19 protein-coding genes are annotated in these 25598 nt (G+C 59.9%); 1 reads left to right on the top strand and 18 read right to left on the bottom strand.

The genetic code is table 11. The features are described 5' to 3' along the window. Position 1: 1 nt before the first annotated feature. The 7 genes from V8J88_RS02825 to ndk are packed head-to-tail and all read right to left on the bottom strand — an operon-like array spanning position 2 to position 6786. The gene (locus tag V8J88_RS02825; RefSeq protein WP_338847653.1) at positions 2–640 is read right to left on the bottom strand and encodes a tetratricopeptide repeat protein; all 639 of its coding nucleotides are present in this window, start codon (positions 638–640) and stop codon (positions 2–4) included. Positions 641–698: 58 nt separating this feature from the next. Then, entirely contained in the window at positions 699–2039 is a 1341-nt protein-coding gene (hisS, locus tag V8J88_RS02820) for a histidine--tRNA ligase (protein WP_338847651.1), read from the bottom strand. Continuing rightward, the gene (gene ispG / locus V8J88_RS02815; RefSeq protein ID WP_338847650.1) at positions 2036–3331 is read right to left on the bottom strand and encodes a flavodoxin-dependent (E)-4-hydroxy-3-methylbut-2-enyl-diphosphate synthase; all 1296 of its coding nucleotides are present in this window, start codon (positions 3329–3331) and stop codon (positions 2036–2038) included. Before ispG ends, hisS begins: the two co-directional genes overlap by 4 nt. Positions 3332–3339: 8 nt before the next feature. After that, the gene (locus tag V8J88_RS02810) at positions 3340–4347 is read right to left on the bottom strand and encodes a RodZ domain-containing protein (protein ID WP_338847649.1); all 1008 of its coding nucleotides are present in this window, start codon (positions 4345–4347) and stop codon (positions 3340–3342) included. 13 nt (positions 4348–4360) lie between these two features. Continuing rightward, positions 4361–5170, bottom strand: coding sequence for a type IV pilus biogenesis/stability protein PilW (pilW, locus tag V8J88_RS02805; RefSeq protein ID WP_338847648.1), 810 nt, complete (start codon positions 5168–5170; stop codon positions 4361–4363). Next, complete coding sequence (gene rlmN / locus V8J88_RS02800) at positions 5167–6327, bottom strand: 23S rRNA (adenine(2503)-C(2))-methyltransferase RlmN (protein WP_338847647.1); 1161 nt, start codon at positions 6325–6327, stop codon at positions 5167–5169. The genes pilW and rlmN overlap by 4 nt, the downstream gene beginning before the upstream one ends. A gap of 33 nt (positions 6328–6360) precedes the next feature. Then, a complete protein-coding gene (gene ndk / locus V8J88_RS02795; RefSeq protein ID WP_338847646.1) occupies positions 6361–6786 on the bottom strand; it encodes a nucleoside-diphosphate kinase in 426 nt (141 codons plus the stop codon). 251 nt (positions 6787–7037) lie between these two features. Between ndk and V8J88_RS02790 the strand changes: the two genes are divergently transcribed. Continuing rightward, a complete protein-coding gene (locus V8J88_RS02790; RefSeq protein WP_338847645.1) occupies positions 7038–7739 on the top strand; it encodes a Bax inhibitor-1 family protein in 702 nt (233 codons plus the stop codon). 82 nt (positions 7740–7821) lie between these two features. Here the strand turns inward: V8J88_RS02790 and rlmD are convergent, their stop codons facing one another. From rlmD to V8J88_RS02735, 11 genes are all read right to left on the bottom strand, one after another. Then, positions 7822–9150, bottom strand: a complete 1329-nt coding sequence (rlmD, locus tag V8J88_RS02785) for a 23S rRNA (uracil(1939)-C(5))-methyltransferase RlmD (protein WP_338847643.1) — start codon at positions 9148–9150, stop codon at positions 7822–7824. A 37-nt stretch (positions 9151–9187) separates the two neighbouring features. Continuing rightward, positions 9188–10186 carry an RNA polymerase sigma factor RpoS gene (gene rpoS / locus V8J88_RS02780; protein ID WP_338847642.1) on the bottom strand — a complete coding sequence of 333 codons (999 nt, stop codon included), beginning with the start codon at positions 10184–10186 and terminating at the stop codon, positions 9188–9190. Between the two features lie 89 nt (positions 10187–10275). Then, positions 10276–11292, bottom strand: a complete 1017-nt coding sequence (locus V8J88_RS02775) for a peptidoglycan DD-metalloendopeptidase family protein (protein ID WP_338847641.1) — start codon at positions 11290–11292, stop codon at positions 10276–10278. Positions 11293–11324: 32 nt separating this feature from the next. Beyond that, a complete protein-coding gene (locus V8J88_RS02770) occupies positions 11325–12143 on the bottom strand; it encodes a protein-L-isoaspartate(D-aspartate) O-methyltransferase (RefSeq protein ID WP_338847640.1) in 819 nt (272 codons plus the stop codon). Continuing rightward, the gene (gene surE / locus V8J88_RS02765; RefSeq protein WP_338847639.1) at positions 12140–12877 is read right to left on the bottom strand and encodes a 5'/3'-nucleotidase SurE; all 738 of its coding nucleotides are present in this window, start codon (positions 12875–12877) and stop codon (positions 12140–12142) included. Before surE ends, V8J88_RS02770 begins: the two co-directional genes overlap by 4 nt. Before the next feature lie 199 nt (positions 12878–13076). Further along, complete coding sequence (locus V8J88_RS02760) at positions 13077–15656, bottom strand: hypothetical protein (protein ID WP_338847638.1); 2580 nt, start codon at positions 15654–15656, stop codon at positions 13077–13079. Positions 15657–15725: 69 nt separating this feature from the next. Then, positions 15726–16313: a cyclic nucleotide-binding domain-containing protein gene (locus V8J88_RS02755; protein WP_338847637.1), complete on the bottom strand. Its 588-nt coding sequence runs from the start codon at positions 16311–16313 to the stop codon at positions 15726–15728. 85 nt (positions 16314–16398) lie between these two features. Beyond that, positions 16399–19671, bottom strand: a complete 3273-nt coding sequence (locus V8J88_RS02750; protein ID WP_338847636.1) for an ATP-binding cassette domain-containing protein — start codon at positions 19669–19671, stop codon at positions 16399–16401. Next, positions 19668–21860: an NHLP family bacteriocin export ABC transporter peptidase/permease/ATPase subunit gene (locus tag V8J88_RS02745; RefSeq protein WP_338847635.1), complete on the bottom strand. Its 2193-nt coding sequence runs from the start codon at positions 21858–21860 to the stop codon at positions 19668–19670. Before V8J88_RS02745 ends, V8J88_RS02750 begins: the two co-directional genes overlap by 4 nt. Then, a complete protein-coding gene (locus V8J88_RS02740) occupies positions 21857–23128 on the bottom strand; it encodes an NHLP bacteriocin system secretion protein (RefSeq protein ID WP_338847633.1) in 1272 nt (423 codons plus the stop codon). Before V8J88_RS02740 ends, V8J88_RS02745 begins: the two co-directional genes overlap by 4 nt. Before the next feature lie 125 nt (positions 23129–23253). Then, positions 23254–25536 (bottom strand): UvrD-helicase domain-containing protein, encoded by a 2283-nt coding sequence (locus tag V8J88_RS02735; protein WP_338847632.1) that lies wholly within the window; start codon positions 25534–25536, stop codon positions 23254–23256. Positions 25537–25598: the final 62 nt, after the last annotated feature.

The raw sequence follows: 25598 nt of genomic DNA, 5'->3' as shown, positions 1-25598 counted from the left end.
TTCAAGCCTTGGCGCCGCCGAGGGCGTCCAGCTTGAATTTCAACAATTGATGCAATGCGTCTTTTTCGCCGGTCTTTTTCAATGCTTCTTCAAAGGCGGCGCGCGCATCAGCGGTTTTGCCCTGCGCCAGCAGAATATCGCCTTTGCGATCCGCCACTTGCGCGGCAAACGCCGGCGGGAATTCAGCACTGAGTTGCTTCATGCCTTCGTCGTAGGCTTTTTCATCCAGCAGCACGCCGGCTAAGCGCAGACGCGCCAGGGCCAGCGCTTCGCCTTCTTTTTCATGTGTCACCACCCATTGCAACATGCTCTTGGCGGTTTTCAGATCATTGGCGTCGAATGCGGCTTTGGCCGCGCGCAGCGAAGCCATCACAGCATACGGCGTGGCGGCGAAGCGGGTTTGCATATCCTGCGCCACACGATTGATTTTGGCCGCGTCTTTGGCGTTCAGCGCAGCATCCATTTCCTGATACAGAGTGGCCGCTTCGAGCGCCTTGCTGCGCTTATCGTTGTTGTAATACGTCCAGCCGGAGAAAGCCGCCAGGGCCAGCACCAGCAGCCAGGTGACCAGATTGCCGTAAGTGTTCCACCAGGCTTTCAGGGTGGCTAATTGCTCTTGTTCTTCGAGATCGTATGCCATTGCTTTGCTATCCGTTTTTCAGTCTGTAAAAGCGCGCCGCAGCGCGCTGGTTTTATTGTCAGGGATGTAAATGCAGGTGCTCGTGCGCATCGTCGGAAATAATGGCGTCCACCACATATTCCACCACTTCTTCCAGCGCCACTTCGGCTTGTTGCTGTTCGCCTTGTTCGCCGCGCAGATTTTTCACCGCCGCCACGCCCTTGGCGATTTCATCCTCGCCCAGAATCAAGGCATATGCCGCGCCACTGGCGTCGGCGCGCTTCATTTGCGCCTTGAAATTGCCCATGCCATTGGCGCCCGCACAATGTAGCACAACATCCAGGCCGGCATCGCGCAAGCGCTCTCCCAACACCATCGCCTCGCTTTGCGCTTCGGCGCCCTGATGCACCAGGTACACATCGCATTGCGCCTGGCTGAAATCAGCGCCCTCTTCTTTGAGCAATTCAATAATGCGCTCCACCCCCATGGCGAAACCGCAGGCCGGGGTCGGCTTGCCGCCGCACATTTCGATCAAGGGATCGTAACGCCCGCCGCCGCAAATCGTGCCTTGCGAACCGAGTTTGGTGGTGACCCATTCAAACACGGTGCGGTTGTAATAATCCATGCCGCGCACTAAGCGCGGGTTGATGATGTAGGGCACGGCATTCTTATCCAGAATCGCGCGCACGCCTTCAAAGTGCGCGCGCGATTCTTCTTTCAGATAATCGAGCAGCTTGGGCGCGCCATCCACCAGCTTTTGCATATGCGGGTTTTTGGTGTCCAGAATGCGCAGCGGATTGCTGTACAGGCGGCGCTTGGCGTCTTCATCGAGCTGATCCTGATGCTTTTCAAAATAGGCGATCAGGGCGGCGCGGTGTTCGGCGCGCTCGCTGGCGTCGCCAATCGAGTTCAGATGCAGTTCAACATCTTGCAAGCCGAGATCGTCCCACAGACGGCGGCACAGCAAAATCAATTCGGCGTCGATATCCGGGCCGGTGAAGCCAACCGCTTCCAGACCGAATTGATAAAACTGGCGATAGCGTCCGCGCTGTGGCCGTTCGTGGCGGAACATCGGGCCGTAATACCACAACCGCTTCGGGCTGTCATAGGTCAGATTGTGCTCAATCACAGCGCGCACCGCGCCGGCAGTGCCTTCCGGGCGCAGGGTCAGGGAGTCGCCGTTCAGGCTGTCGATGAAGGTGTACATTTCCTTTTCGACGATATCGGTGACTTCCCCCAGGCCGCGCACAAATAAGCCGGTGTCTTCCACAATCGGGGTGCGCATTTGCTGATAGCCATAGCTTTTCACCACCGATTGCACCGTGTTTTCCACCAATTCCCACAAGCCGGCGTCGGCCGGCAGCATGTCGTTCATGCCTTTCACGGCATTCACTTTCACCGCTTTTTTCTTTTCACTCATGGCTTTCCATTCTCCGCTTGCGGCGCGCGGCCATAGCGGGTTTTGACATAGTTTTCTACAATCGCCTGAAACTCTTCGGCCAGCCGCTCACCGCGCAGGGTGACAGTTTTAACGCCATCGACAAATACCGGCGCAGCCGGCGTTTCACCGGTGCCGGGCAGGCTAATGCCGATATTCGCGTGACGCGATTCGCCCGGGCCGTTGACAATGCAGCCCATCACCGCCACATTCATTTCTTCCACCCCCGGATAGTCTTTTTTCCAGAGCGGCATTTGCTCGCGCAAAAAGGTTTGAATCCGGTCGGCCAATTCCTGGAATACGGTCGAGGTGGTGCGCCCGCAGCCGGGACAGGCAATCACCATCGGCGAAAATTTGCGCAAGCCCATGGTTTGCAAAATTTCCTGGCCGACGATCACTTCGCGGCTGCGCTCGCCGCCGGGTTCCGGCGTGAGCGAGATACGGATGGTGTCGCCAATCCCTTCCTGCATCAAGACCGCCAGCGCGGCGGTGGAAGCGACGATGCCCTTGCTGCCCATGCCGGCTTCGGTCAGTCCCAGATGCAGCGGGTAATCGCAACGGCGCGCCAATTCGCGATACACCGCAATCAAATCCTGCACCGCCGAGACTTTGCACGACAGCACAATGCGGTCACGTCCCAAACCGAGTTCTTCCGCCCTTTGCGCGCTTTCAATCGCGGAGGCGATCAGGGCTTCATACATGACTTGCTGCGCGCTCCAGGGCGTGGCGCGGCTGCCGTTCTGATCCATGATGCGCGCCAGCAGGCTTTGATCGAGGCTGCCCCAGTTCACGCCGATGCGCACCGGTTTGTCATGCCGGCAGGCGACTTCAATCATTTGCGCAAATTGGGTGTCGCGTTTCGCGCCCTGTCCCACATTGCCGGGATTGATGCGGTATTTCGACAGCGCTTCGGCGCAGCCGGGATATTTGCTGAGCAGCAAATGGCCGTTGTAATGAAAATCGCCGATCAAAGGGACATCAATCCCCATGCGGTCGAGTTGCTCGCGAATCGCCGGCACGGCTTGCGCTGCTTCGTCATTATTGACGGTGATGCGCACCATTTCCGAACCGGCGCGCGCCAATTCTTTGATCTGGATCGCGGTGCCGATCGCGTCAGCGGTGTCGGTATTGGTCATTGACTGCACCACCACCGGGGCCTGGCCTCCGATCAACACCTGGCGCGCGCCATAGCGCACCGCGACTGCGCGCGTATTGCGCCGCGCAGCCGGGCCGCTGGCGATGCCATCCAATTCAGGCAAACATGCGGATTCCATCAGCGCACTCATTTCACAGTCAGGCGCGCGGTGTTGCCGGGCCCGTTTTTCAGATTCAGGGCGGCCCCGCGCAAGCTGGCCTCGACCCCGTTGACATTGCCAACCACCAATTGCAGCGGACTGGCGGCGTCAAAACTTTCCGTGCTGCCGGCTTTCACCAGACGCGACAACAATACCGGGCCATTCACTTTGCGCACTTCAATCCAGGAATCCTGGCGCAAGGTCAAGACCAGCTGATTATTGCCGCCGGCCTGCGCAGCCGGCGGGTTAGCCTGCGCTGGCGGGGTCGGCGTTGCGGCCAAGGCCGGCGTCGGACTGGTCAGGGGCTTGGGCGTGGCGCTGGCCGCCGCCAGCGGGCCGGGCGCCGGCGTCGCCAGCGGGGGCGGACTCGCCATCGGCAGCGGACTCGTCAGCGGGCTGGGACTGGCCTGCGCCACAGGGGCCGGCGATGGGCTGGCCTGCGCCGTGCTGTCGCCTGCCGCCGGCGGATTTTGCTCCGTCCCCGGCAAGGGCGAGGGCAAGGTGGTGACGATGGTATTGGGCGGCGTCGGCGCGCTCAGAATGGCGCTGGCGGATTCGCGTTGCGCCGCTTGCAATTTATTGTCGGCGGGTTGCAACCACCAGGCCAGACCGGCCACCAACACCGCCAGCAGCGCAGAGCCGCCGATCAGCAAAGGGGTCATGCTGCGCCCGCGCTGCGAAGGCATCGGCGTTTCGGCAAACCGGGTGGACGACACCCGCACCGCGCTTTGCTGCGCCAGACCGCCGTCCACTTCGATCATGGCCACCAGCGGCGCGGCATCCAGTTTCAACAATTTGGCATAGGCGCGCACAAAGCCGCGCACAATCGCCATACCCGGCAAGTTCGCATAATCATCCTGCTCCAGCGCAGTGATCTGGCGCGGCGCCAGTTTTAACTGCTCGGCCACCTGCTCCAGGCTCAAACCCTGTTTTTCACGCTCTGCGTGCAACATCGCGCCCGGGCGCATGCCTGCACTCAAGGGAGCTTTTTCCATGCTTGCTTCTGTTTCACTCATCAAACGCCCCGCGTTGCCAATCTTTGAATTCATTTGATTTGGGGTGATGGCGGCGCAACTGGGTCGCCAAGGCTTGCTCAGCGGCGCTATCGCCCTGCTTACGGTGCATACGAATGCCCAGCCAGAGAATATCTGCGGGCATAATTTGATCTTGCATTTGCTTGACCACGCGGGTCAGATAAAAATTGGCGCGCTGGTAGTCTTTTTGCTGAAAATACAGCTTCGCCAGATTGCTGTTGGTCATCACGCCGGCAGGATCGAGGCGGAAGGCTTCACGCAGATATTGCTCAGCCTGATCGTATTGGCGCAATGTCAGGCTGCAGGAGCCGGCATTGTTCAGGGCTTTTTCCGGCGAGCTGTAGTTGCGCATCTTGAGCGCGGCGTCAAAATACTTCAAGCCATCGGCCCCGCGCCCGCTGCGGCAGAGAAACCAGCCATAGTTATTCGACAGATCCGGATTATTCGGGGCCAGCTTCAGCGCGCGCTGGAAATTTTCATCAGCCAGCGCATTTTCGCCCATTTCCATATAGATCAAGCCGCGCAAGCCATAAGCGTCGGCAAATTCCGGCCAGGATTGCAACGCCTGTTTGACTTCATCCAGCGCAATCTCCCACTGCTGCTGGCCATAATAACTGACTGCCAATTGCAGGCGGATATCGGCCCGTTTTTGCTGCTGGGTTTGATCGGAGGCGGTAAGCAATTCCTTGCTGCTGCCGGTGTTGCGCATGCCGCCTGCGCAACCGCTCAAGGCCAATACGCCCGCTGTCAGACACAGCAGGGCGCCACGCCAGGCAAGTTTCATGATGGGATCTCCACGATGCGGCCAAAGTCCTTGCCGTATTTATCCTGCATTTTCTCCATCCTCTGCTGCAGCCTGGTGCGATCTTGCACTTCGCCCGCCAACTGGCCGCAGGCGGCGTCAATATCATCGCCGCGCGTTTTGCGCACAGTGGTGACAATGCCTGCATCCATCAGAATCTGGGAAAACTCCTTGATGCGCGGATTTTTGGAGCGCAACAGGCCGGATTCCGGAAAGGGGTTGAAAGGAATCAGATTCAACTTACATGAGACAGCCGTCGCGCCCTGAGTCACCAGACGCAACAATTCACGCGCGTGGGCGTCAGTATCATTGACGCCATCGAGCATGCAGTATTCAAACGTGATGAAATCGCGCGGCGCAAATTCGAGATAGCGCTGGCAAGCCGCCATCAATTCCGCCAACGGATATTTGCGGTTGAGCGGCACCAGATCGTCGCGCAGCGCATCATTCGGCGCATGCAGCGAAACCGCCAGCGCAACCGGACACTCGCGCGCCAGCTTGTCCATCATCGGCACAACGCCGGAGGTGGAAACCGTGACGCGGCGGCGCGATAAGCCATACGCATTATCGTCCAGCATCAGGCGCAAGGCCGTCACCACCGGTTCAAAATTGAGTAAAGGCTCGCCCATGCCCATCATCACCACATTCGTGATGCGGCGCTCGCCTTTGGGGCCGGCTTCAATCCCCGCGCTTTGGCGCAGGGCGAATTCAGCCATCCACAGCTGACCAATGATTTCCGCCGTGCTCAGATTGCGGCTGAAACCCTGTTTGCCAGTGGAGCAGAAGCGGCAATTCACCGCGCACCCAGCCTGACTGGAAATGCACAGCGTGCCACGATTTTCTTCGGGAATAAAAACAGTTTCGACGGCATTGCCGCCGCCGACATCGAGCAGCCACTTGCGCGTGCCGTCGCTCGATGTGTGATCGCTGATCACGGAGGGCGCGCGGATTTCAGCGCGGCCCGCCAGTTTTTCGCGCAGCGATTTCGCCAGATCAGTCATCTGCGCGAAATCGCTCACGCCATACTGGTGTATCCAGCGTGTCAGTTGTTTGGCGCGAAATGGCTTCTCACCCAAGGCCGCGCAGTACGCGACCAATTGTTGCGGGTCCAGATCGAGCAAATTGGTGAGTTCAGTCATCTTGCCTCAGACAATGACAGCGCCAAGCCGGTATTAACGGGAATAAACGTTCAGCGCCGGGAAGTAGTAGGCGATTTCGACAGCTGCGGTTTCAGCAGCGTCGGAGCCGTGTACGGCGTTGGCGTCGATGGAATCAGCAAAGTCTGCGCGGATGGTGCCCTTGTCAGCTTTCTTCGGATCGGTTGCACCCATCAGTTCGCGGTTTTTAGCGATCGCGCCTTCGCCTTCCAGCACTTGGATCATGACCGGGCCGGAGACCATGAAGTCAACCAGATCTTTGAAGAAAGGACGCTCGCGGTGCACAGCGTAGAAGCCTTCCGCTTCAGCGCGCGACAGATGGGTCATGCGGGCGGCAACGATTTTCAGACCGGCGTTTTCAAAACGGGAATAGATCTGGCCGATAACATTTTTTGCTACTGCGTCCGGCTTGATGATAGACAGGGTGCGTTCGATTGCCATCAGAAATGCTCCAAAAAAGTTGAAAGGGGCATCCCGCGTTTGAAATACGGGATGCCAAGCAACCTTCGATTTTAACACAGAACCCAAAACGCCAACAGGCGCTGACGCAGCGCAACATCCTTCCTCTATTTAGCAGTCTGACTTCATGAAAAGTGAAATGAATTTGTCCACAAATACCTTAGAATACAGTCGAAGTGCTACACTCAGGCCGTTGGCCCTGTATAGCTTATGATTTCTAATGGAGGAATAACATGAACCAAAGCTTGCATCAGATTTACAGTGCCGGCGGCGCTTATATGGATGTGGCGCAGCGCAACCGCGTGCTGCGCAACACGTATTTGCTGCTGGCGCTATCCATGCTGCCGACCATCGCCGGGATTTGGATGGGCGTAAGCATGAAATTCAACCTGTTCCAATCGCTCGGCATGCTGGGCGGCGTACTGGTGTTTTTCGGCGTGTTCTACGGTCTGGTGTTCATGATCGAAAAATTCAAGGATTCCGGCATGGGCGTATTGCTGATGCTGGGCTTGACCTTCTTCCTTGGGTTGATGATGTCCGCGCTGATCGGTCGCACACTGCAGTTTAAAAACGGTGCGGCATTGCTGACCATGGCAGCCGGCGGCACGGCTGCGATTCTGGTGGTGATGGCCAGCATCGCCACGGTTTCCAAGCGCGACTTCTCCGGCATTGGCCGCTGGGCCTTTATCGGCATGTTGGTGGTGATCGTGCTGGGCTTGCTCAACGCCTTCTTCTTCCAGCAACCGGTGCTGGTGATGGCGCTGTCGGCCATGATGATTCTGCTGAGCTCGATGATGCTGCTCTACACCGTGAACCAGATCGTCAACGGCGGCGAAACCAATTACATCACCGCAGCGCTGAGCATCTATATCAGCCTGTACAACATCTTCTCCAACCTGCTGTCCCTGCTGGGCATCTTTGGCGGCGAAGACTGAGCAATCCCGGCCCGGCTGCATGCCGGGCAAAAACAAAAAAGCCGGTCAGTTTGCGCTGACCGGCTTTTTTGTTTTGCTTGCCTCACACCAATTCAAACACCGCCATCGACTCCACATGCGAGGTATGCGGGAACATATTCACCACGCCGGCCATGCGCAAATGGTAGCCGGCCTGATGCACCAGAATGCCGGCGTCGCGCGCCAGGGTGGACGGGCTGCAAGAGACGTACACGATGCGGCGCGGTTTGAATTCGCGCGCCACGCCAGCCAGGCTTTCGCACACTGCTTGTGCGCCATCGCGCGGCGGATCAATCAGCATGCGGTCGAACTGGCCCAGGGTCTGCCATTCCTGCGGCGTCATTTCAAACAGATTGCGATTGCGGAAGGAAAGCTTGTGCGCCAGACCATTGACTTGCGCATTTTCCAGTGAGCGCGCAGTCAGCGCCTCACTGCCCTCAATTCCCACCACTTGCGCCGCCTGCGTCGCCAGCGGCAACGTGAAATTACCCAGGCCGCAAAACAAATCCAGAATACGCTCTTGCGGCTGCGCATCCAGCAAACGCAGCGCGCGCGCCACCAGCACACGGTTAATGTGATGATTCACCTGCGTAAAATCAGTCGGTTTGAAAGGCATGCGCACACCGAATTCCGGCAGCAGATAGTACAACTCCGGGGTGAGCGGGTAAAAGGGTTTGGCGGTATCCGGCCCCTTGGTTTGCAGCCAGAATTGCACTTTGTGCTGATCCGCGAATGCCTTCAAGGCTTGCTCATCGGCCTCTGTCAGCGCCTGCATGATGCGCAGCACCAGCACCGTGACTTCTTCACCAACGGCCAGCTCGATTTGCGGCAAGTCTTCAATAATCGACAAGCCGGCAATCAATTTGCGCAAAGGCAGCAGTAAGTCGGATACATGCGGCGGCAAAATCGCGCAGGATTTGATATCCGCCACATACACCGAGCGCTTTTCATGAAAGCCGACCAGCACTTCGCCTTTTTTGCGCACATGGCGCACCGACAGGCGGGCGCGGTAACGATAACCCCAGGTCGGGCCATGAATCGCGCTCAGAATTTGTTCCGGTTTGACTTTGCCGATATGCGCCAGATTATCTTCCAGCACGCGCTGTTTCACCGCCACCTGGGCGGATGGCTCCAGATGTTGCATGGCGCAACCGCCGCACATGCCAAAATGCGGGCAACGCGGCTCCACACGCAATGAGGATTGCTTGTGCAGCTTGGTCGCCTGGGCAAATTCGTGACTCTTCTTTTTCTTGAAGGAAGAATATTCGACACGTTCGCCGGGCAGGGCGCCCTCAACAAAAATCACTTTGCCGGGGCTGCCGTCTTCGTTCGGCAAATGGGCGACGCCGCGCGCCTCCATGTCGAGCGATTCAATCTCAAGTAGTTGTTGCATGATGTGTGTGAAGCCTGGAAAAGCCAGGGATAATAGCTTAAAGCAGGGAATCGCGCACCACTCCGCGCGCCGCCATGGCGCGTTTGAGTTTGGATAAGGCTTCCTGCTGGATCTGGCGCACCCGCTCGCGCGTGACGCCCATTTCGTCGGCCAGGGTTTCCAGGGTGGCCGGGTCGTCATTATCCAGACCAAAGCGGCGCATGATCACGATGCGCTGCTTATCCGGCAATTTGGCCAGCCAATCGCGCACCAGAATGGTCATTTCATGGTGCTCGGCTTGTGAATCGGGGCTGTCATCGCCATCGCCCGGCAGCAAATCCATCAAACTGGATTGCGGATCATTATCGAGCGGCGCGTCAAGCGAGGTGGCGTGCTCGGACAGGGCCAGAATATCCTGCACTTCTTCCACCGGACGCTGCACGAAATGGGCGATGTCTTCCACCGTAGCGTCTTTGCCATCATGCTGCTGAGCTTCAAGATGATATTTGGCGCGCAGGATTTGATTTAATTCGCGCACCATATGCACCGGCAGGCGCACCGTGCGCGCCTGATTCATGATGGCGCGCTCAATGCTTTGGCGTATCCACCAGGTGGCGTATGTGGAAAAACGGAAACCGCGCTCAGGCTCGAATTTATCGATGGCGCGCATCAAGCCCAGATTGCCTTCCTCGATCATATCGAGCAAAACAACACCGCGATTGATGTAATGTTTGGCGATGGAAACGACCAGACGCAAATTGTGCTCGATCATTTTTTGCCGTGAGGCAAAATCGCCCTGTTTGGCCAGGGTGGCGTAGCGCACTTCCTCTTCAACCGTGAGCAAGGGCCGGGTGCCGATTTGATTCAGATAATGCTGTGTGGTGTCAGTGGAAAGCTCAGCCGCCAGCACGCTGCGCAATTCTTCGATAGGCTCGGCGCCGTGCCCCTCCTGCCCTTGCAATTCGGCGGCGTCAGCGTCCTGCAATTCTGCCGGGCCGTCCGCATAATCATCGGCCCCGCCTTCGTCATCCAGGTAGTCTTGCGCTTTGTGGCTCATATTCGGCTTCTGCTCGTGGTTGAACCCAGTCCCCGCATAACGGGGACACCTTTGCACCTGACAGCAAACTGCGAACGCCAAACGGCGCTTTAACGCGCGGGCAGAAAGCGCATCGGATCAACCGGCTTGCCCTGCTGGCGGATCTCAAAATGCAATTTCACCGTATCACTGTCTGAATTACCCATCTCGGCAATGGGTTGGCCGCGCGAGACGCTTTGTCCCTCTTTGACCAAAATCGCCTGGTTATGCGCATAAGCCGACAGCAGCGTGTTGCTGTGCTTGACGATCACCAGATTGCCATAGCCGCGAATTCCATTGCCAGCATACATCACCTTGCCGGAACCCGCAGCCAAAACTTGCTGCCCGGCACGTCCTGCGATGTCCACGCCCTTGCTCTTGCCGTCGTCAAAGCCGGCGATCACCTTGCCATCCGCAGGCCAAATCCAGCCTATTTTTTCATCTTCCGGGCTTAAAGCCGTCGGTGTGGATGTTGTATTCGGCACACTGGCGGAAGCGGAACTGCCAGCCGGGGCCGGCGTCGCGGCGGGCGTCGGTGTGGCGGCGGCCACTGCGCCGGCGCCGGTTGCCGTATCCGGGGCCTTGCTATCCACTTTCGCCGGCTTTTTGGCTTCAGCCAGTTTGAGCGGCGCTTCAGCCTTTTGCAGCTCGGCCAGAGTGGCGTCGGAATACGGGCGCTTTTCGCCCAGCGGCCAATTTTTATTCGGCACGGCTTGCGGCGCAGTACTGCCCGGCGGCGGCACGCTGTGCACCGCCACGCTGCCCGTGGTCAGGCCGGATTCCGGCGGCGTCACGCGCAACACCTGATCGACCTTGATATCGTTGGGGTTGGCCAGATTATTCCAGGCCACCAGATCACGGTAATTTTGCCCATGGTCAAGCGCAATACGGATCAGGGTATCGCCTTTTTTGACGGTGTATTGGCCGGGCGCATCCGGCGCTTTGGGGGCCGCAGGCGTGGCGAGCGGGCGCGCATCCTGAGTGCGGCCACTGGATTGCTCAATCACCGGCGCTTTATTCGGGGTGGAGCTGCAGGCCGCCAATGCCAGCGCAGCCAACAATGACAACAAAGTCTTTTCAGATTTCATGCTTTCACATCGTGTTTCAAAATCCCGGCAGCTTATGTCGTGCCGCTGCATAACGGGACAAAATGACATTCTTCCAGCGTCTCACTGCTCCATTCAGTATGGCTGACGCGCTCTATGAGTTGCAAAACTTGCCGCTTGCCGCCCACCGGGGCCACCAGCCGGCCACCCGGGGCCAGTTGTTGCAACAATCCGGGGGGCACTTCAAGTCCTGCCGCAGCCAGTATGATGCCATCAAACGGCGCAGCTTGCGGCAAACCGAGCATGCCGTCGCCATAATGCAGGCGGATATTCGTCAGTTGTAAGGGCCTCAAATTGGTTTTAGCCACATCATGCAAAGGTTTGATGCGCTCGATTGAATAGACTTCGCGGGCGATTTGCGACAGCACCGCCGCCTGATAGCCGCAACCGGTGCCGATTTCCAGCACTCTTTGCAACTGCCGGCCATTGCGCAGAATTTCCAACATGCGCGCCACAATATACGGCTGGGAAATGGTTTGCTGATGCCCGATGGGAATCGAGGCGTCAATATAGGCCTGCGCACTCAATGCTGGATCGATAAAAAGATGGCGCGGCACCGCATCCATCGCGGCCAGGGTCAATTCATCCCGCACGCCCTGGCGCAGCAGACGTTGCACCATGGCGCGCCGGATGGCGTCAAAATTCTGCGGGCTGCGCTCAGGCAAAACATCAAGGGCTTTTGGCGCCGGCGGACGCCAGTCGCTTTTCGGACGGGGATGATCCAGCGCGTTTCGGGTTGCGGTTTGCGGGGTGGCGATAGCGGCGTCGCGGGCGGATTTACCGCTGACCACAGCCGCCAGGGGCAGCGGAAATTGCTTGCCCCGGCCGTTCACGCAAAATTCTCCCGCAAGACGGCCAGCTGCGTGGTGTGGGTCAAATCCACTTGCAGCGGCGTGACCGAAACAAAGCCGGCGGCCACTGCATGAAAATCAGTGCCCTCGCCGGCCAGGCGGGTGGGGCCGGGCGGCCCTATCCAGAAAATTTCATTGCCACGCGGGTCGCGTTCGCGAATCACCGGCTCGGCGTAATGGCGCTTGCCAAGGCAGGTGGCGCGCCAGCCTTGCAGTTTTTCGTAAGGCAGGTTCGGAATATTCACATTCAGCAAATATGGCGCATGCATGCCGATGAAACGGCGCTGCACCAGTTCTGCGGCGATGCGGGCGGCGCTGTCCAACTCAGTCCAGCCATGCGCGACTTGCGAAAAAGCAATCGCCGGGATGCCGAACAAATAGCCTTCGGTTGCCGCTGCGACAGTGCCTGAATACAGGGTGTCATCCCCCATATTCTGTCCATTATTGATGCCCGACACCACCAGATCAGGGCGCGAATCCATCAAGCCGGTGAGGGCGATGTGCACACAATCGGAAGGGGTGCCATTGACGACATAAAAACCATTGGAGGCGCGCGAGACGCGCAACGGGCGGTCGAGCGTCAAGGAGTTGGAAGCGCCGGAACGGTTGGAGTCCGGCGCGACCACGGTGACTTCGGCGAACTGGCCAAGCACATTCGCCAGGGCAATAATGCCTGGCGCGAGATAGCCATCGTCGTTGCTGATCAGGATTTTCATGCTGCGATTCTAACCGAAGGCAGCGCGCTTGGATTGCCTGGGCAGCGCTTTTTTGCGCTGTGTTTCATGCAGCAGCCCAAGTCAGCGCCTGTTTGCTTCCGGCAAGCAACATCCTGTCTGATAAATCCCGTCCATACTGAGCACGCGCTTGTTTTTCAGGGCGCTGCAGGCTTACATCATCGCGCCCGCAGCCGCCCCCTTACATACTGCCGCCCATGCCAGGGCCGAAGTTGTCGCGATTCGCTTCCTCCACCGCCTCACGCGCCATATTGAACGCTTCGTTCGGTTCTTCACCATCCTCCAGTGCATTGGTGAAAACTTCAAATGCGGTTTCAACATCGGTCTCAAAATTGCTCATATCCAGACCGGAATCTTCCATCACATCGCGGATGGCGTCCATGGCGGATTGGAAGGCTTCTTCCGGCGTCATATCAGTGTCGCCATCATTCCAGGCTTCCATAAAAGCTTCTTGTGCGACCTGGCCATAATCGCTTTGCGGCCCATGCTCGCCCCAGTCGCCAAACCCGCCAACCGGCGGCATGCCTGGCATGCCGTTTGTATGGTGATGCGGCGGCGTCTTGCCATCGCCCTGCGGCGGTTTGCCTGAATCGCCGGGCTTGCCAGTATCACCCGGCTTACCCTGGGGCGGCGGTTGTGTTTTACCATCGCCCTGCGGCGGTTTGCCTGTATCGCCCGGTTTGCCCTGTGGCGGAGGCTGTGTCTTACCATCTCCCTGCGGCGGCTTCCCTGTATCACCAGGCTTGCCCTGTGGCGGAGGCTGGGTCTTACCATCGCCCTGTGGCGGCTTGCCCGTATCGCCCGGTTTGCCCTGTGGCGGCGGCTGCGTTTTACCATCGCCCTGCGGCGGCTTACCCGTATCGCCAGGTTTGCCCTGTGGCGGAGGCTGCGTTTTACCATCGCCCTGCGGCGGCTTGCCCGTATCGCCCGGTTTGCCCTGTGGCGGAGGCTGCGTCTTACCATCGCCCTGAGGCGGTTTCCCCGTATCGCCCGGTTTGCCCTGTGGCGGCGGCTGTGTCTTACCATCGCCCTGTGGCGGCTTGCCCGTATCGCCCGGTTTGCCCTGTGGCGGCGGCTGTGTCTTACCATCGCCCTGCGGCGGCTTCCCCGTATCCCCCGGCTTGCCCTGTGGCGGTGGCGGGGTCTTACCATCGCCCTGCGGCGGCTTCCCCGTATCGCCTGGTTTGCCCTGCGGCGGAGGCTGTGTCTTACCATCGCCCTGCGGCGGCTTCCCCGTATCGCCTGGTTTGCCCTGTGGCGGAGGCTGTGTTTTACCATCGCCCTGCGGCGGCTTGCCCGTATCGCCCGGCTTGCCCTGTGGCGGTGGCGGGGTCTTACCATCGCCCTGCGGCGGAGGCTGCGTTTTACCATCGCCCTGCGGCGGTTTGCCTGTATCGCCCGGTTTGCCTTGCGTCGGTGGATTTTTGCCATCACCCTGCGGCGGTTTTCCCGTATCACCCGGTTTGCCCTGCGGCGGAGGCTGTGTCTTACCATCGCCCTGCGGCGGCTTGCCCGTATCTCCCGGTTTGCCCTGCGGTGGAGGCTGGGTCTTACCATCGCCCTGCGGCGGCTTCCCTGTATCACCAGGCTTGCCCTGTGGCGGAGGCTGCGTCTTACCATCGCCTTGTGGCGGCTTTCCCGTATCGCCTGGTTTGCCCTGTGGCGGAGGCTGCGTTTTACCATCGCCCTGCGGCGGCTTACCCGTATCACCCGGCTTGCCCTGTGGCGGAGGCTGTGTCTTACCATCACCCTGCGGCGGCTTGCCCGTATCGCCCGGTTTGCCCTGTGGCGGAGGCTGCGTCTTACCATCGCCCTGAGGTGGTTTCCCCGTATCGCCCGGTTTGCCCTGTGGTGGCGGATTCTTGCCATCGCCCTGCGGCGGCTTACCCGTATCACCCGGCTTGCCCTGTGGCGGAGGCTGTGTCTTACCATCGCCCTGCGGCGGCTTGCCCGTATCGCCCGGTTTGCCCGTATCGCCCGGCTTACCCTGTGGCGGCGGATTCTTGCCATCGCCCTGCGGCGGCTTACCTGTATCACCGGGCTTGCCCTGCGGCGGAGGCTGTGTCTTACCATCACCCTGCGGGGGCTTGCCCGTATCGCCCGGTTTGCCCTGTGGCGGAGGCTGCGTTTTACCATCGCCCTGCGGCGGCTTACCCGTATCTCCCGGTTTGCCCTGTGGCGGAGGCTGCGTCTTACCATCGCCCTGCGGCGGCTTGCCCGTATCGCCCGGTTTGCCCTGTGGCGGAGGCTGTGTCTTACCATCACCCTGCGTCGGCTTACCTGTATCACCCGGCTTGCCCTGCGGCGGAGGCTGCGTCTTACCATCGCCCTGCGGCGGCTTACCCGTATCCCCCGGCTTGCCCTGCGGCGGCGGATTCTTGCCATCTCCCTGCGGCGGCTTGCCCGTATCGCCCGGCTTACCCTGTGGCGGCGGCTGTGTCTTACCATCGCCTTGTGGCGGCTTACCCGTATCCCCCGGCTTGCCCTGCGGCGGCGGATTCTTGCCATCGCCCTGCGGCGGCTTGCCCGTATCGCCGGGTTTACCCTGCGGGGGTTGATTTTTGCCATCCCCCTGCGGCGGTTTCCCCGTATCCCCCGGTTTCCCCGTATCGCCCGGTTTGGCGTCCTGGCTGTGCTCGCCATGCTGCAGCTCAGGATGGGCGTCCAGATCAACATTTTGCGCGCCAGCCCCGCCTACCACCATGTCCAAGTCTTCATCAGACAGGTCATTCCCGGGCCAAGTCTTTTTATTCTCCGCCATGACGTTCTCCCACGCTGAATTCAGTTATAAGTGCTGCCTTTGCTTTTCAATCGCCAACCCGGCTGGCCGCTAGCCTTGGAAGCGTTTTAATATTCTGTCGAATCTGGCGCCGGCCAGATGCACGTTGTCGAGCAAGCTTTCATCCAATTCCACATCCTGCGCTTGCTTGCTGCCGATGCGCTGCACTGTGGCGCGCATGCGCTCAGCCAGAAAATGCGCAACGGCACGATAGAAATGCGCGGCAAAAGCGATATCCGCCGCCAGTTTTTTTTGCAAACGGCTGCGCTCCAGCGCCAACACCACGCCATCGCTCAAAGCGCTGACCGTGGCTGTCGGCGGCCTGCCGTCTATCATGGAAATTTCACCGATGATTTCGCCACAGCCGACCAGCGCCAGCCGGCCACCGCCGGCAACGCTGACTTCAAATTGACCATCGAGAATGAAATACAGGCAGGACAGCGGTTTTCCCTGAGTGACGAGAATATGGCCTTGTTTGACTTTTTCCCGGCTGCCATGCGCAGCCAACCATTCCACATCGTCATCTGACAACTCGCCCAGGATGTACAAAACCTTGCGCATCGTCTGTCCCGTTAAAGGCCGGCGCAGGATGTTTGCGCCGGAATCAAGATCGTCAGCAGCCAGACAGCTGCCCCTCATACAGCGCCCTGCGGCGCGGTCTCTTTACCATAGTCCAAGCCCTGCCCCGTTGCAAGGCGCTTTGGCGCAGGGCGCGCGGCATTTTTCAGCTGAGTTGGCGCGCCGCCAAGGCGGCAAACAAGCCTTGCATTTCCATTAATTCCTGATATGTGCCGCGCTCTGCAATCCGGCCCTGGTGCAAAACCAGGATCTGATCGGCTTTTTGCACCGTCGATAAGCGGTGCGCAATCACCACCCGCGTCATGGCCATCGCAGCCAGCGATGAGGTGATCCAGGCTTGGGTGCGGTTGTCGAGCGCCGAAGTGGCTTCATCCAGCAGCAGTATTTGCGGTTGCCCGGCCAATGCGCGCGCCAGCAACAGGCGTTGCGCCTGGCCGCCGGAAAGCGCAGCCCCGCCTTCCGGCAAAACGGTGTGCATGCCCATCGGCATGGCGCGGATATCTTCCTCCAAGCCGGCTAAGCGCGCCGCCTCCCAGGCTTGTTCAATGCTGCAGGGGTGGGACACGCTGATGTTTTCATACAAAGTGCCGGGCATGGTCTTGCCGCTTTGCAATACCACGCCAATCTGGCGCCGCAATTGATCCTGGTTCAGACTGCGCAAATCGCGGCCATCATAATAAATACTGCCGGCGCTGGCCTGCTCCAGGCCCAGCAGCAGGCGCAACAAGGTCGATTTGCCGCATCCGGAACTGCCGACTATCGCGGTAAAACTGCCGCTCGGGGCTTGAAATGAAATGTCGTGCAATAAGTCGTCGCGCTGTCCGGGCCAGCGAAAACTCAAGCCGGCCACCTCCAGCGCCCCATTAATCGGGCCGGGGTCTTCGCCCTCCGCCGCCGCCACCGGCTGATTTTGCAAAATCGGGCGGATTCTTTCAAACAGGGGCTTGAGGCTGATCAAGCGGCATAATGTCTGTCCCACGCTCAAACCACTGGCGCTGTAGGTGGCCAAGGCCGCGATCAATGCTAAAAAACTGGCAGTGTCCGGTTTTTCGCCGTCGCCATAGCCGAGCAAGGCAAACACGGTGGCCGGCAAGGCGGTTTCCAGCAGCGCCACCAATGCAAGCAGATACACATTCAAAATCTTGCCGCGCCCCAGCCGGGTGCGTAATTCAGCAAAACCGCGTCCCCACAGACCAAACGCGCGATCCTCGGCCCCGCCCAGACGCAATTTATTGATGCCTTGCACCAGCTGCACCACCATGGCGATGATATTGCCTTCGATTTGCTCGCCTTCGTACAGACTTTTCACCATTTTCCAGCCCAGCAGCGCCGCCACGCACCAGAATATCAACATGCAAAGCGCCACCAGCAAGGCTGCGCGCGGCATGTAATAACACATGGTGGCCAAGGCGCCGGCGGTGTAACAAAGTGAGGTCAGCATGGCGACGCTGTAACTGGCCAGACTGCGCCGCACCACATCCACGGTGGCGATGCGATTGGCCAGGTCGCCGCTGGTGAGTGAGGCGTAAAACGCCAGCGGCAGGCGCAGCAGGCGGTCAAAGATGGCGCTTTGCAGGCCGCTGCCCAGTCGCCCCTCGATCCGCAAGGCCGCCAGATCGGCGCTGAAATGCAGCACGCCGGCCACCACGCTGACCAATAACACCAGCAGGGCGAAATTCAGCAATAGCGATAATTCACTGCTTGGAATCACGCTGTGAAACACATACGACACCGCCAGTGGGGACAGGATGCCGAGGATGCCGGCGCTCAAGGCGCCGCCCAGCAATAAACCGATATCCTGGAGTGCGGCGCGCCAGCCAAAAGAGAGAAGATCCGGGATATGCAAGACCTTATCCGGCAGGCGGCCATGCAAGCTCCAGGCAAAGGGCGCCAGCCGCGCGGCAAACGCTTCATCCACCTGGCCGCTGGCGCCGCTGGCATCCTGCCAGCAATAGGGCCGCTCAGCGTCCGGCAGCAGCGCAATCGCCGGCCCGCGCAACGCCTGCGGGTCGGGCGGGCGGCCCTCTTCATCGGCGTAAAACGCCAGCAAAGGCAAGCCGGAAGCTTGGCGCCAGCCGCTGCGCAAGGCGACTTTGCGCAAGCGCAATCCGCTGCGTTTGGCCCAATCGTGCAAGCTTTCATCCGGCACGCCCTGATCGGCGTCTTTGTGCAAATGCAAACCCTGGGCTTGCGCCACCACACATGCGACGCTGGCCAGGCTCTGGTTTTGCCGGTTTTTGGGACGCGCGCGCGGCTCCAGCACGGTGGCCATTTTGATTAAGGCGGATTGGCGCGCATCCAGGTTCGCCGCTTCGATTTGCGCCAAGGGCATGGGTTTGCGCTGATCGCGGATTTCATCCAGACAGGCATGCAGCCATTGCTGCAGACGCGCATGCGGGGCTGCCTCAAAATACAAATCGACCAAGGCGGGGGACGTGACAGAGGGAACAATTTCCTGCAGCGCGTGCAGCAGCGGTTGCAAGGCTTGCAAACAAGATTGACGCTCGCTCTGCCACGCCTGTAATTCCTGTTCGCTGATTTCTTGCTGCGGCGCATCCTGCGGCCCGGGACAGGCATCCACGCAGGCCGGCGCGCCAGGCGCGACCAGCAGGCGCCAATGCGGATGCGGCGCAAGCGCTGGCAGCAAAGCATGCGGCGGCAAATGCGCCAGGAAACGGCGCGGGCCGCTGGCGCGTCCTGCCGCAAATGGCTGGGCATATAATTCGGCCCCGGCATGCCGCACATACAACCAGGGCGGCAGCACCGGGTCATCCAGAAAGAAACCGGGCTGACACAGGCAGCGCGCCTGCTCGCGCGCCACACCGGTGCGCGCAACAATCAACTCTTCCAACACATCCAGGCCGCTTTGTCCGGCGCACTGCCAATTCTCTTGCAAAGCCTCGTCGCGCCAGGCGGCATCCTCTTGCCCGGCCTGCGCCGCGCAGTCTTCAGGCGGGGCCTGCTGGTCGAGATATGCGCTGTCCTGCTCTGCCTGCTGCCGCCATTCCGGTTCGGTTTGTTCTTGCCCTTGCAGCAGTGATGCATCCGTCACATCCTCTGTGTCTGTTTGCGGTATGGATTCGTCCCACTCCTGAGTGTATTCTCCGGCTTGCTGCTCTGCCGGCTGTTCGATCTCTGCCGCCGCCTCTGCGACATCGTGTTGCGCAGCATCTTCCGCTTGCCAAGCCGCTGCATCGGCATCCGCCGCGTCTTCCTCAAAAGCGTGTTGTGCGTCTGCCCCGTTGGGCGCGTCTTCAACCGTTTCCGGTGCGCGCAGGCTGGCGCGTTGCGTGCGCTCAAAGCGCAAGGCTTGACTGACTTCGCTTAAATCCAGATCCGCCAAACTGGCTTCCGGATCGAATTCCGCATTCTCTGGCGCATCGTCTTCGCGATGGGATGTGGGATGTCTGCCCATCATGCCTCCAACAAACGCCAATATTGCCCGCGTGCGCTCAACAATTCCGCATGCGTGCCCTGTTCCACCACCCTGCCCTGCTCCATCACCAGAATCAAATCACAATCGCGCACGGTGGATAGGCGGTGCGCAATGATTAAACAGGTGATGCCGCGCCGGCGCAGCGCCTGCATGATGTGCAATTCAATCGCGGGGTCCAATGCGGAAGTGGCTTCATCCAGCACCAGCACACGCGGCTGGCCGACCAGGGCGCGGGCGATTTCAAGGCGTTGCCGCTCACCGGCGGAAAAATTGCGCCCGCCTTCCGCGACTTGCGTCGCATAGCCGCCGGCGCGCGCCGAAATCACTTCATGAATCGCCGCGTCTTTGGCTGCGCGCACACACCAGCCTTGCGGGATTTCCAGATTCCATAAGGTCAGATTGTCGCGGATGGATGCTTCAAACAGCGATATCTCCTGATCCACCATGGCCAGCGCAGCGCGCAATTGCAAGCGCGGCCACTGTTGCAGGGGACGGCCATCCAGCACAATCTCGCCGCTCCAGGCTTCGCAAACGCCAGCCAGCAAACGTCCCAGGGTGGATTTGCCGGAGCCGGATGCGCCCACGATGGCAATGCGCTGACCGGCCTCGATGTTCAGGGAAAAATCATCCAGCAGCGGCGGATCAAGCGGAGAGTAGCCAAAACACAGATTGCGGATTTCAACCCGTCCCGCCACTTGTTCCACCGCCAGCGGCGGGGTCTGGGGCGCGCTGAATTCTGTCGCCAGGGGGTGTTGCATGACATCGTCAATCCGGCGCAAATACGCTTGCGCTTCCTGCAATTTGGCGCCGACCCCGACCAGGGACAGCAAGGGCGCTTGTAAATTGGCGGCCAGCGCCAGCAAGGCCACCAGCATGCCCAGGCTGAGGTGTCCGCCCATCACTTGCCAGCCGCCCACCGCCAGCACCGCCGCCAGCAACAGCCCTGCGCTCATTTGCGGCACGATATTGCTCCACAGCCTTTGCAAACCCAGGCTCTGTTCAGCATTCACCACTTTGGCATGCAGGCCCAGCCAGCGGGTGAACAGGGCATTTTCGGCGCTGGCGACTTTCAATGCTTCCATCTGTTGCGTGCCTTGCAGCAGAGCGGCGACAAATTTGCCCTGATCCATTTGCAAACGCTGGCTGGCTTCCTGCGTGCGGCGTTGGGCCCAGGCCAGAATCGACAGATTCAGCAAACCCAGCGCCAGCGCCGCCCCCATCACCCACAAATTGTATTGCGCCATCACGAATAAAAACACAGCCGCCGCCAGCATCTGCGCGGCGCACATGGTCAGCTCGCCGCCCACCAGCTGGGCCAGTTTGTCATTCATCATCACGCGCGCGCCGATTTCGCCGGCGAAACGTTGCTGAAAAAACGGCAGGGGCATGCGCAATAAATGCCAGACAAAACGCGAGGCCCAGGACAGCGCCAGTCCGTTATTCAGGCGCAGCAAAGCCCATTGCTGCAACCAGGTTAAGAGCATGCGCAAGAGCGCCATGAAGAGCATGCCGGCAATCAGGGCGTCGAGCCAATCTTCCAGTTTCTGCACCAGATAAAAATCGACGAACAGGCGCGAGAAGGCCGGCGCGATCAAGCCGGGCAAGGTCAGAATCAGGCTGGCCAGAAAAAGATTGCGCAAAGCGTCGCCACTGCCGCGCAGGCGCTGCAAGAGCGGTTTGAGCAAGCCGGGCGGCCGGCCATGGGGATGGAACTCCGGCCCTTTTTCAAATAACAGGGCGACTCCGGTGAAGGAAGCGTCAAATTCGGCTTCCGAGACGCTGCGCCGTCCGGCTGCCGGATCATTCAGCCAGGCGCGTCCGCGCGCAAATCCTTCCAGCACCACAAAGTGATTGAAGTTCCAGAACACGATGGCCGGACTGTTCAATTCGCGCAAATCAGCCGGCTCTGCGCGCACGCCTTTGGCCTGCAATCCGCGCTGGCGCGCCGCTTTGACGATGTTGGAAGCCTTCGAGCCGTCGCGCGATACGCCGCAGGCGATGCGCAATTCTTCCAGTGTTTCATGCCAGCCATGCCAGGCCAGCACCATCGCCAGACAGGCTGCGCCGCATTCCACCACTTCCAATTGCAATACGGTATCGGTGCGCAAGGGCGCATAATCACCCACCAGCCAGCCAGCCGCGCGCGACAGGGATGGCGGGCGCCGTGTCATGCAATCGGCTCCAGATGCAGCCAGGCTTCCAGCGCGGGCAAGGCCAGCGCCAGCAGGCGGATGCGTTTCACCACCACTTCTGCCTGCACAATGGTGCCGGCGTCTAAACGCAGATCCGGCCCGCGTGAGGTCCAGCGCAAGCCGGAGGCGCTGGCGGGATCGGCCTGCAGACTCAGACGGACTTCAATCGGGGCCGCATTCTGGGACAGATTTTGAACCAATTGCCGATTGCGCAAGGTGCGTTGCATGCCTTCGCTGGTGGCGGGGATCGGGGCCACGCTTTGCACTGTGCCGATGATGGAACCGAATTCTTCTTTTTTGACATTGCCCGGCGTGACCCGCACCGCCATCCCGGGTTTGACTTTTTTGCCTTCGCCGGCGGCCAGATAGGCGATTACTTCCAGCTGTCCGCTCTGACTGCTGACTGGCGGCAGCAGGGTCAGCACGGCTTGTCCTGCGGACAGCACATCGCCGACTGCGAATTTGATTTCCGCCACCACGCCGCCGGCCTCGGCCAGCAGACGGCTCTCGCGCTGCAAGCGCTGCTCAGCTTCGCGGATACGGTGCTGCAGATTGCTGATGCGCAGATCCTGTTCCAACAATTCCTTCACGCGCACATGCTCACGCGCCGCCGCATCGCTGTCGAGCGCTTTCAAATTACTTTCGATTTCGGCCAGTTTTTCCTGCTGCTGCAAGAGTTCAGCCTCGGTGTCTTGCAGGCGGTTGCGGCTTAAAAAGCCGCTGGCGAGCAATTGTTGATCCTGTTTGATGCGCTGTTGCAGCCAGGCGTGACGCTGGCTGGCGGCGCCGCGCCGCACTTGCAATTCACCGCGCTGTTGGATTTGCTGGCGGCTTTGCATGGCGCGGTCGCTGGCGTGCAATTCGCTGATGCGGGCGCGCTGCGCCTGTGCTTCGCGCAAGTCGGCATGCTGGGTTTGCAGCGCGGTTTCGAGTTCGGGTTGGGACAATTCAGCGATCAGCTGGCCGGCTTGAATGGTTTGCCCGGGTGCGCTCAAGACGCGCCGCACCCGCCCGCCATGCGCCGCCACCACATCGCTCACCCCCAGGGTTTGCAGCACGATGCCGCTGCCGCTGGCCATCACCGGCACGCTGATCAAGAGACTGGCCACCAGCATGGCCAACACCAGCAGCCCCGCCAGCCACAACGCCAGGCGGCTCTTGGCGGGCGTCAGCAACAGCGCCTGATCGAGCTGATCAGGGGTGGACAAGCGTTCCAGGGCGACTTTGCGAAAAATCTCGGAAGACATGGCAAAAACCTGTGCTGTTGGCTGTGGGCTACTTTACCGCAAAAGTTGTTGCGGCGGAAAGCGCCTGCGCCTGTCACAGGCAGTCACCTGGTTTCCGTGTGGCAAATCGCGCCACACGGCGCTGATTACAAGACTTCCAGCTTGGCGATGCTCAAATCCAACACGCGCATCCCCTCTGCGCCAAAGTTGATTTTGGCGCGCAAATTGCCGGCTTCGCCTTCCAGTTTGACAATCACGCCATCGCCGAAACGGCTGTGGCGCACATTTTGTCCGGCGCGCCAGCCGCTGCGCGCGTCGTCGGCCTGGCGCATGCGTTGCGCCAGTAAATCATCCGCCGCCAGGTCTTGCGCCAGATCCCAGCTGGATTTGGGCGGCGCGAACCAGCCGCCGTTTTGGCGCGGGGTCAGCCATTTCAATGCGGCTTCCGGCAATTCGTCCAAAAAACCGGAGCGGGTCTGGTAGCGCTGCTGGCCATTCAACATGCGGCTTTGCGCCAGGGACAGATAGAGGCGGTCGCGCGCGCGCGTGATGGCGACATACATCAGGCGCCGCTCTTCTTCCAGTCCGTCTCGTTCCGATGCGCTGTTTTCATGCGGGAACAGGCCGGCTTCCATACCGGTGATAAACACATTGTCAAACTCCAGGCCCTTGGCCGCATGCACGGTCATCAATTGCAAGGCATCCTGTCCTTGCAGGGCCTGGTTTTCGCCGGCTTCCAGCGCGGCGTGCTGCAGGAATGCAGTGAGCGGCGAGAGCAGCATGCGCAAGGGTTTATCGGCGTCGTCGAGTTGCGGGCCGTTGTCGATTTCCACCAGATCAGAGGAGAGCGCCGGGCCGGCGCAGGCCGGATGTTCGCGCGCATAGCCTTCTTCACTTAAAAACAGACGCGCCGCGCCGATGATCTGGCGCAAGTTTTCCAGTTTGTCGGCATGCTCTTCATCGTTTTCATACATAGTCAGCAATGCGCTTTGCTGCAACACCTGCTCCACCATTTCCGGCAAGGGCATGGGACCGCTGGCAAAGCGCATGGATTCAATCAGGGACACGAATTTGGCCAGATTCGCGCCAGCCTTGCCCGCCACATACGGCACGGCTGCGTATAAAGAAAGGTTTTGCTGTTGCGCTGCATCCTGCAGCTGTTCCAGCGCTTTCGGGCCGATGCCGCGCGCGGGGGTGTTGACCACGCGCAAGAAGGCGGAGTCATTGTGCGGATTGTCCATCAAACTCAGATAGGCGACTGCATGTTTGACTTCGGCGCGTTGGAAAAAGCGCAGGCCGCCATACACGTGATACGGCAGACCGGCGGAAAACAGGGCGTGTTCCAACACCCGGCTTTGCGCATTCGAGCGATACAAAATCGCAATTTCCCGCCGCGCCGCGCCGTGCGCAATCAGGTTTTTGGCTTCTTCCACCACCCATTGCGCTTCCTGCAAATCATTTTGCGCTTCATAAATCCGCACCGGCTCGCCATGCCCGGCATCGGTGCGCAAGTCTTTACCCAGTCGCGCGCTGTTATTCGCAATCAATTGATTCGCGCAATCGAGGATATTGCCGTGCGAACGGTAGTTTTGTTCCAGCTTGATCAGATTATTGACCTGGTATTCGCGGGTGAAGTCGAGCATATTGCCGACATTCGCACCGCGAAAGGCGTAAATGCTCTGGTCATCATCGCCCACTGCAAAGACTGCGCCGGCGCGCCCTTCGCCGCTTAAAAGCTTGAGCCATTTGTATTGCAAGTCATTGGTGTCTTGAAACTCATCCACCAGGATGTGGCGGAAACGCGCCTGATAATGTTCGCGCAGGGGCTGGTTGCGCAGCAACACTTCATAGCAGCGCAACAATAATTCGGCAAAGTCGAGCACGCCTTCGCGCTGGCATTGCGCATCGTAGGCGGCGAACAGTTCATTCAGCTTGCGCGTGCGCGGGTCGTGTCCGCTCAGATTCTGCGCGCGCAAGCCGGCCTCTTTGGCGTGGTTGATATAGTGCTGCAAATCCTTGGCCGGGTAGCGCTCTTCGCTGATTTGCTGGGCTTTCAACATGCGCTTGATGGCCGCGAGCTGATCGCTGCTGTCCATGATCTGAAAACTCTGCGGCAGACCGGCGTCCATGTGATGGGTGCGCAAAAAGCGGTTGCACAGACCATGGAAAGTGCCGATCCACATGCCGCGCAAATTCAAGGGCAACATGGAACCCAGGCGCGCCAGCATTTCCTTGGCGGCTTTATTGGTGAAGGTCACCGCCAGCACGCTGCCGGGCGAGGCCTGGCCGGTTTGAATCAACCAGGCGATGCGGGTGGTCAAGACCCGGGTTTTGCCGGAGCCGGCGCCGGCTAAAATCATGGCGTGTTGCGCCGGTAAAGTCACGGCGGCGAGTTGTTCCGGGTTCAGATTATCGAGCAGATCTTGCATGAAGAGATGAGATAGACAGATGGGCCAGGATGGCGCGAAAGCGTCATTGTACCTGTGCTTTA

This window comes from Massilia sp. W12 (genome assembly GCF_037300705.1).
In the GTDB taxonomy this organism is placed as follows: domain Bacteria; phylum Pseudomonadota; class Gammaproteobacteria; order Burkholderiales; family Burkholderiaceae_D; genus JACPVY01.
This window is presented reverse-complemented; position numbering and strand designations above follow the sequence as displayed.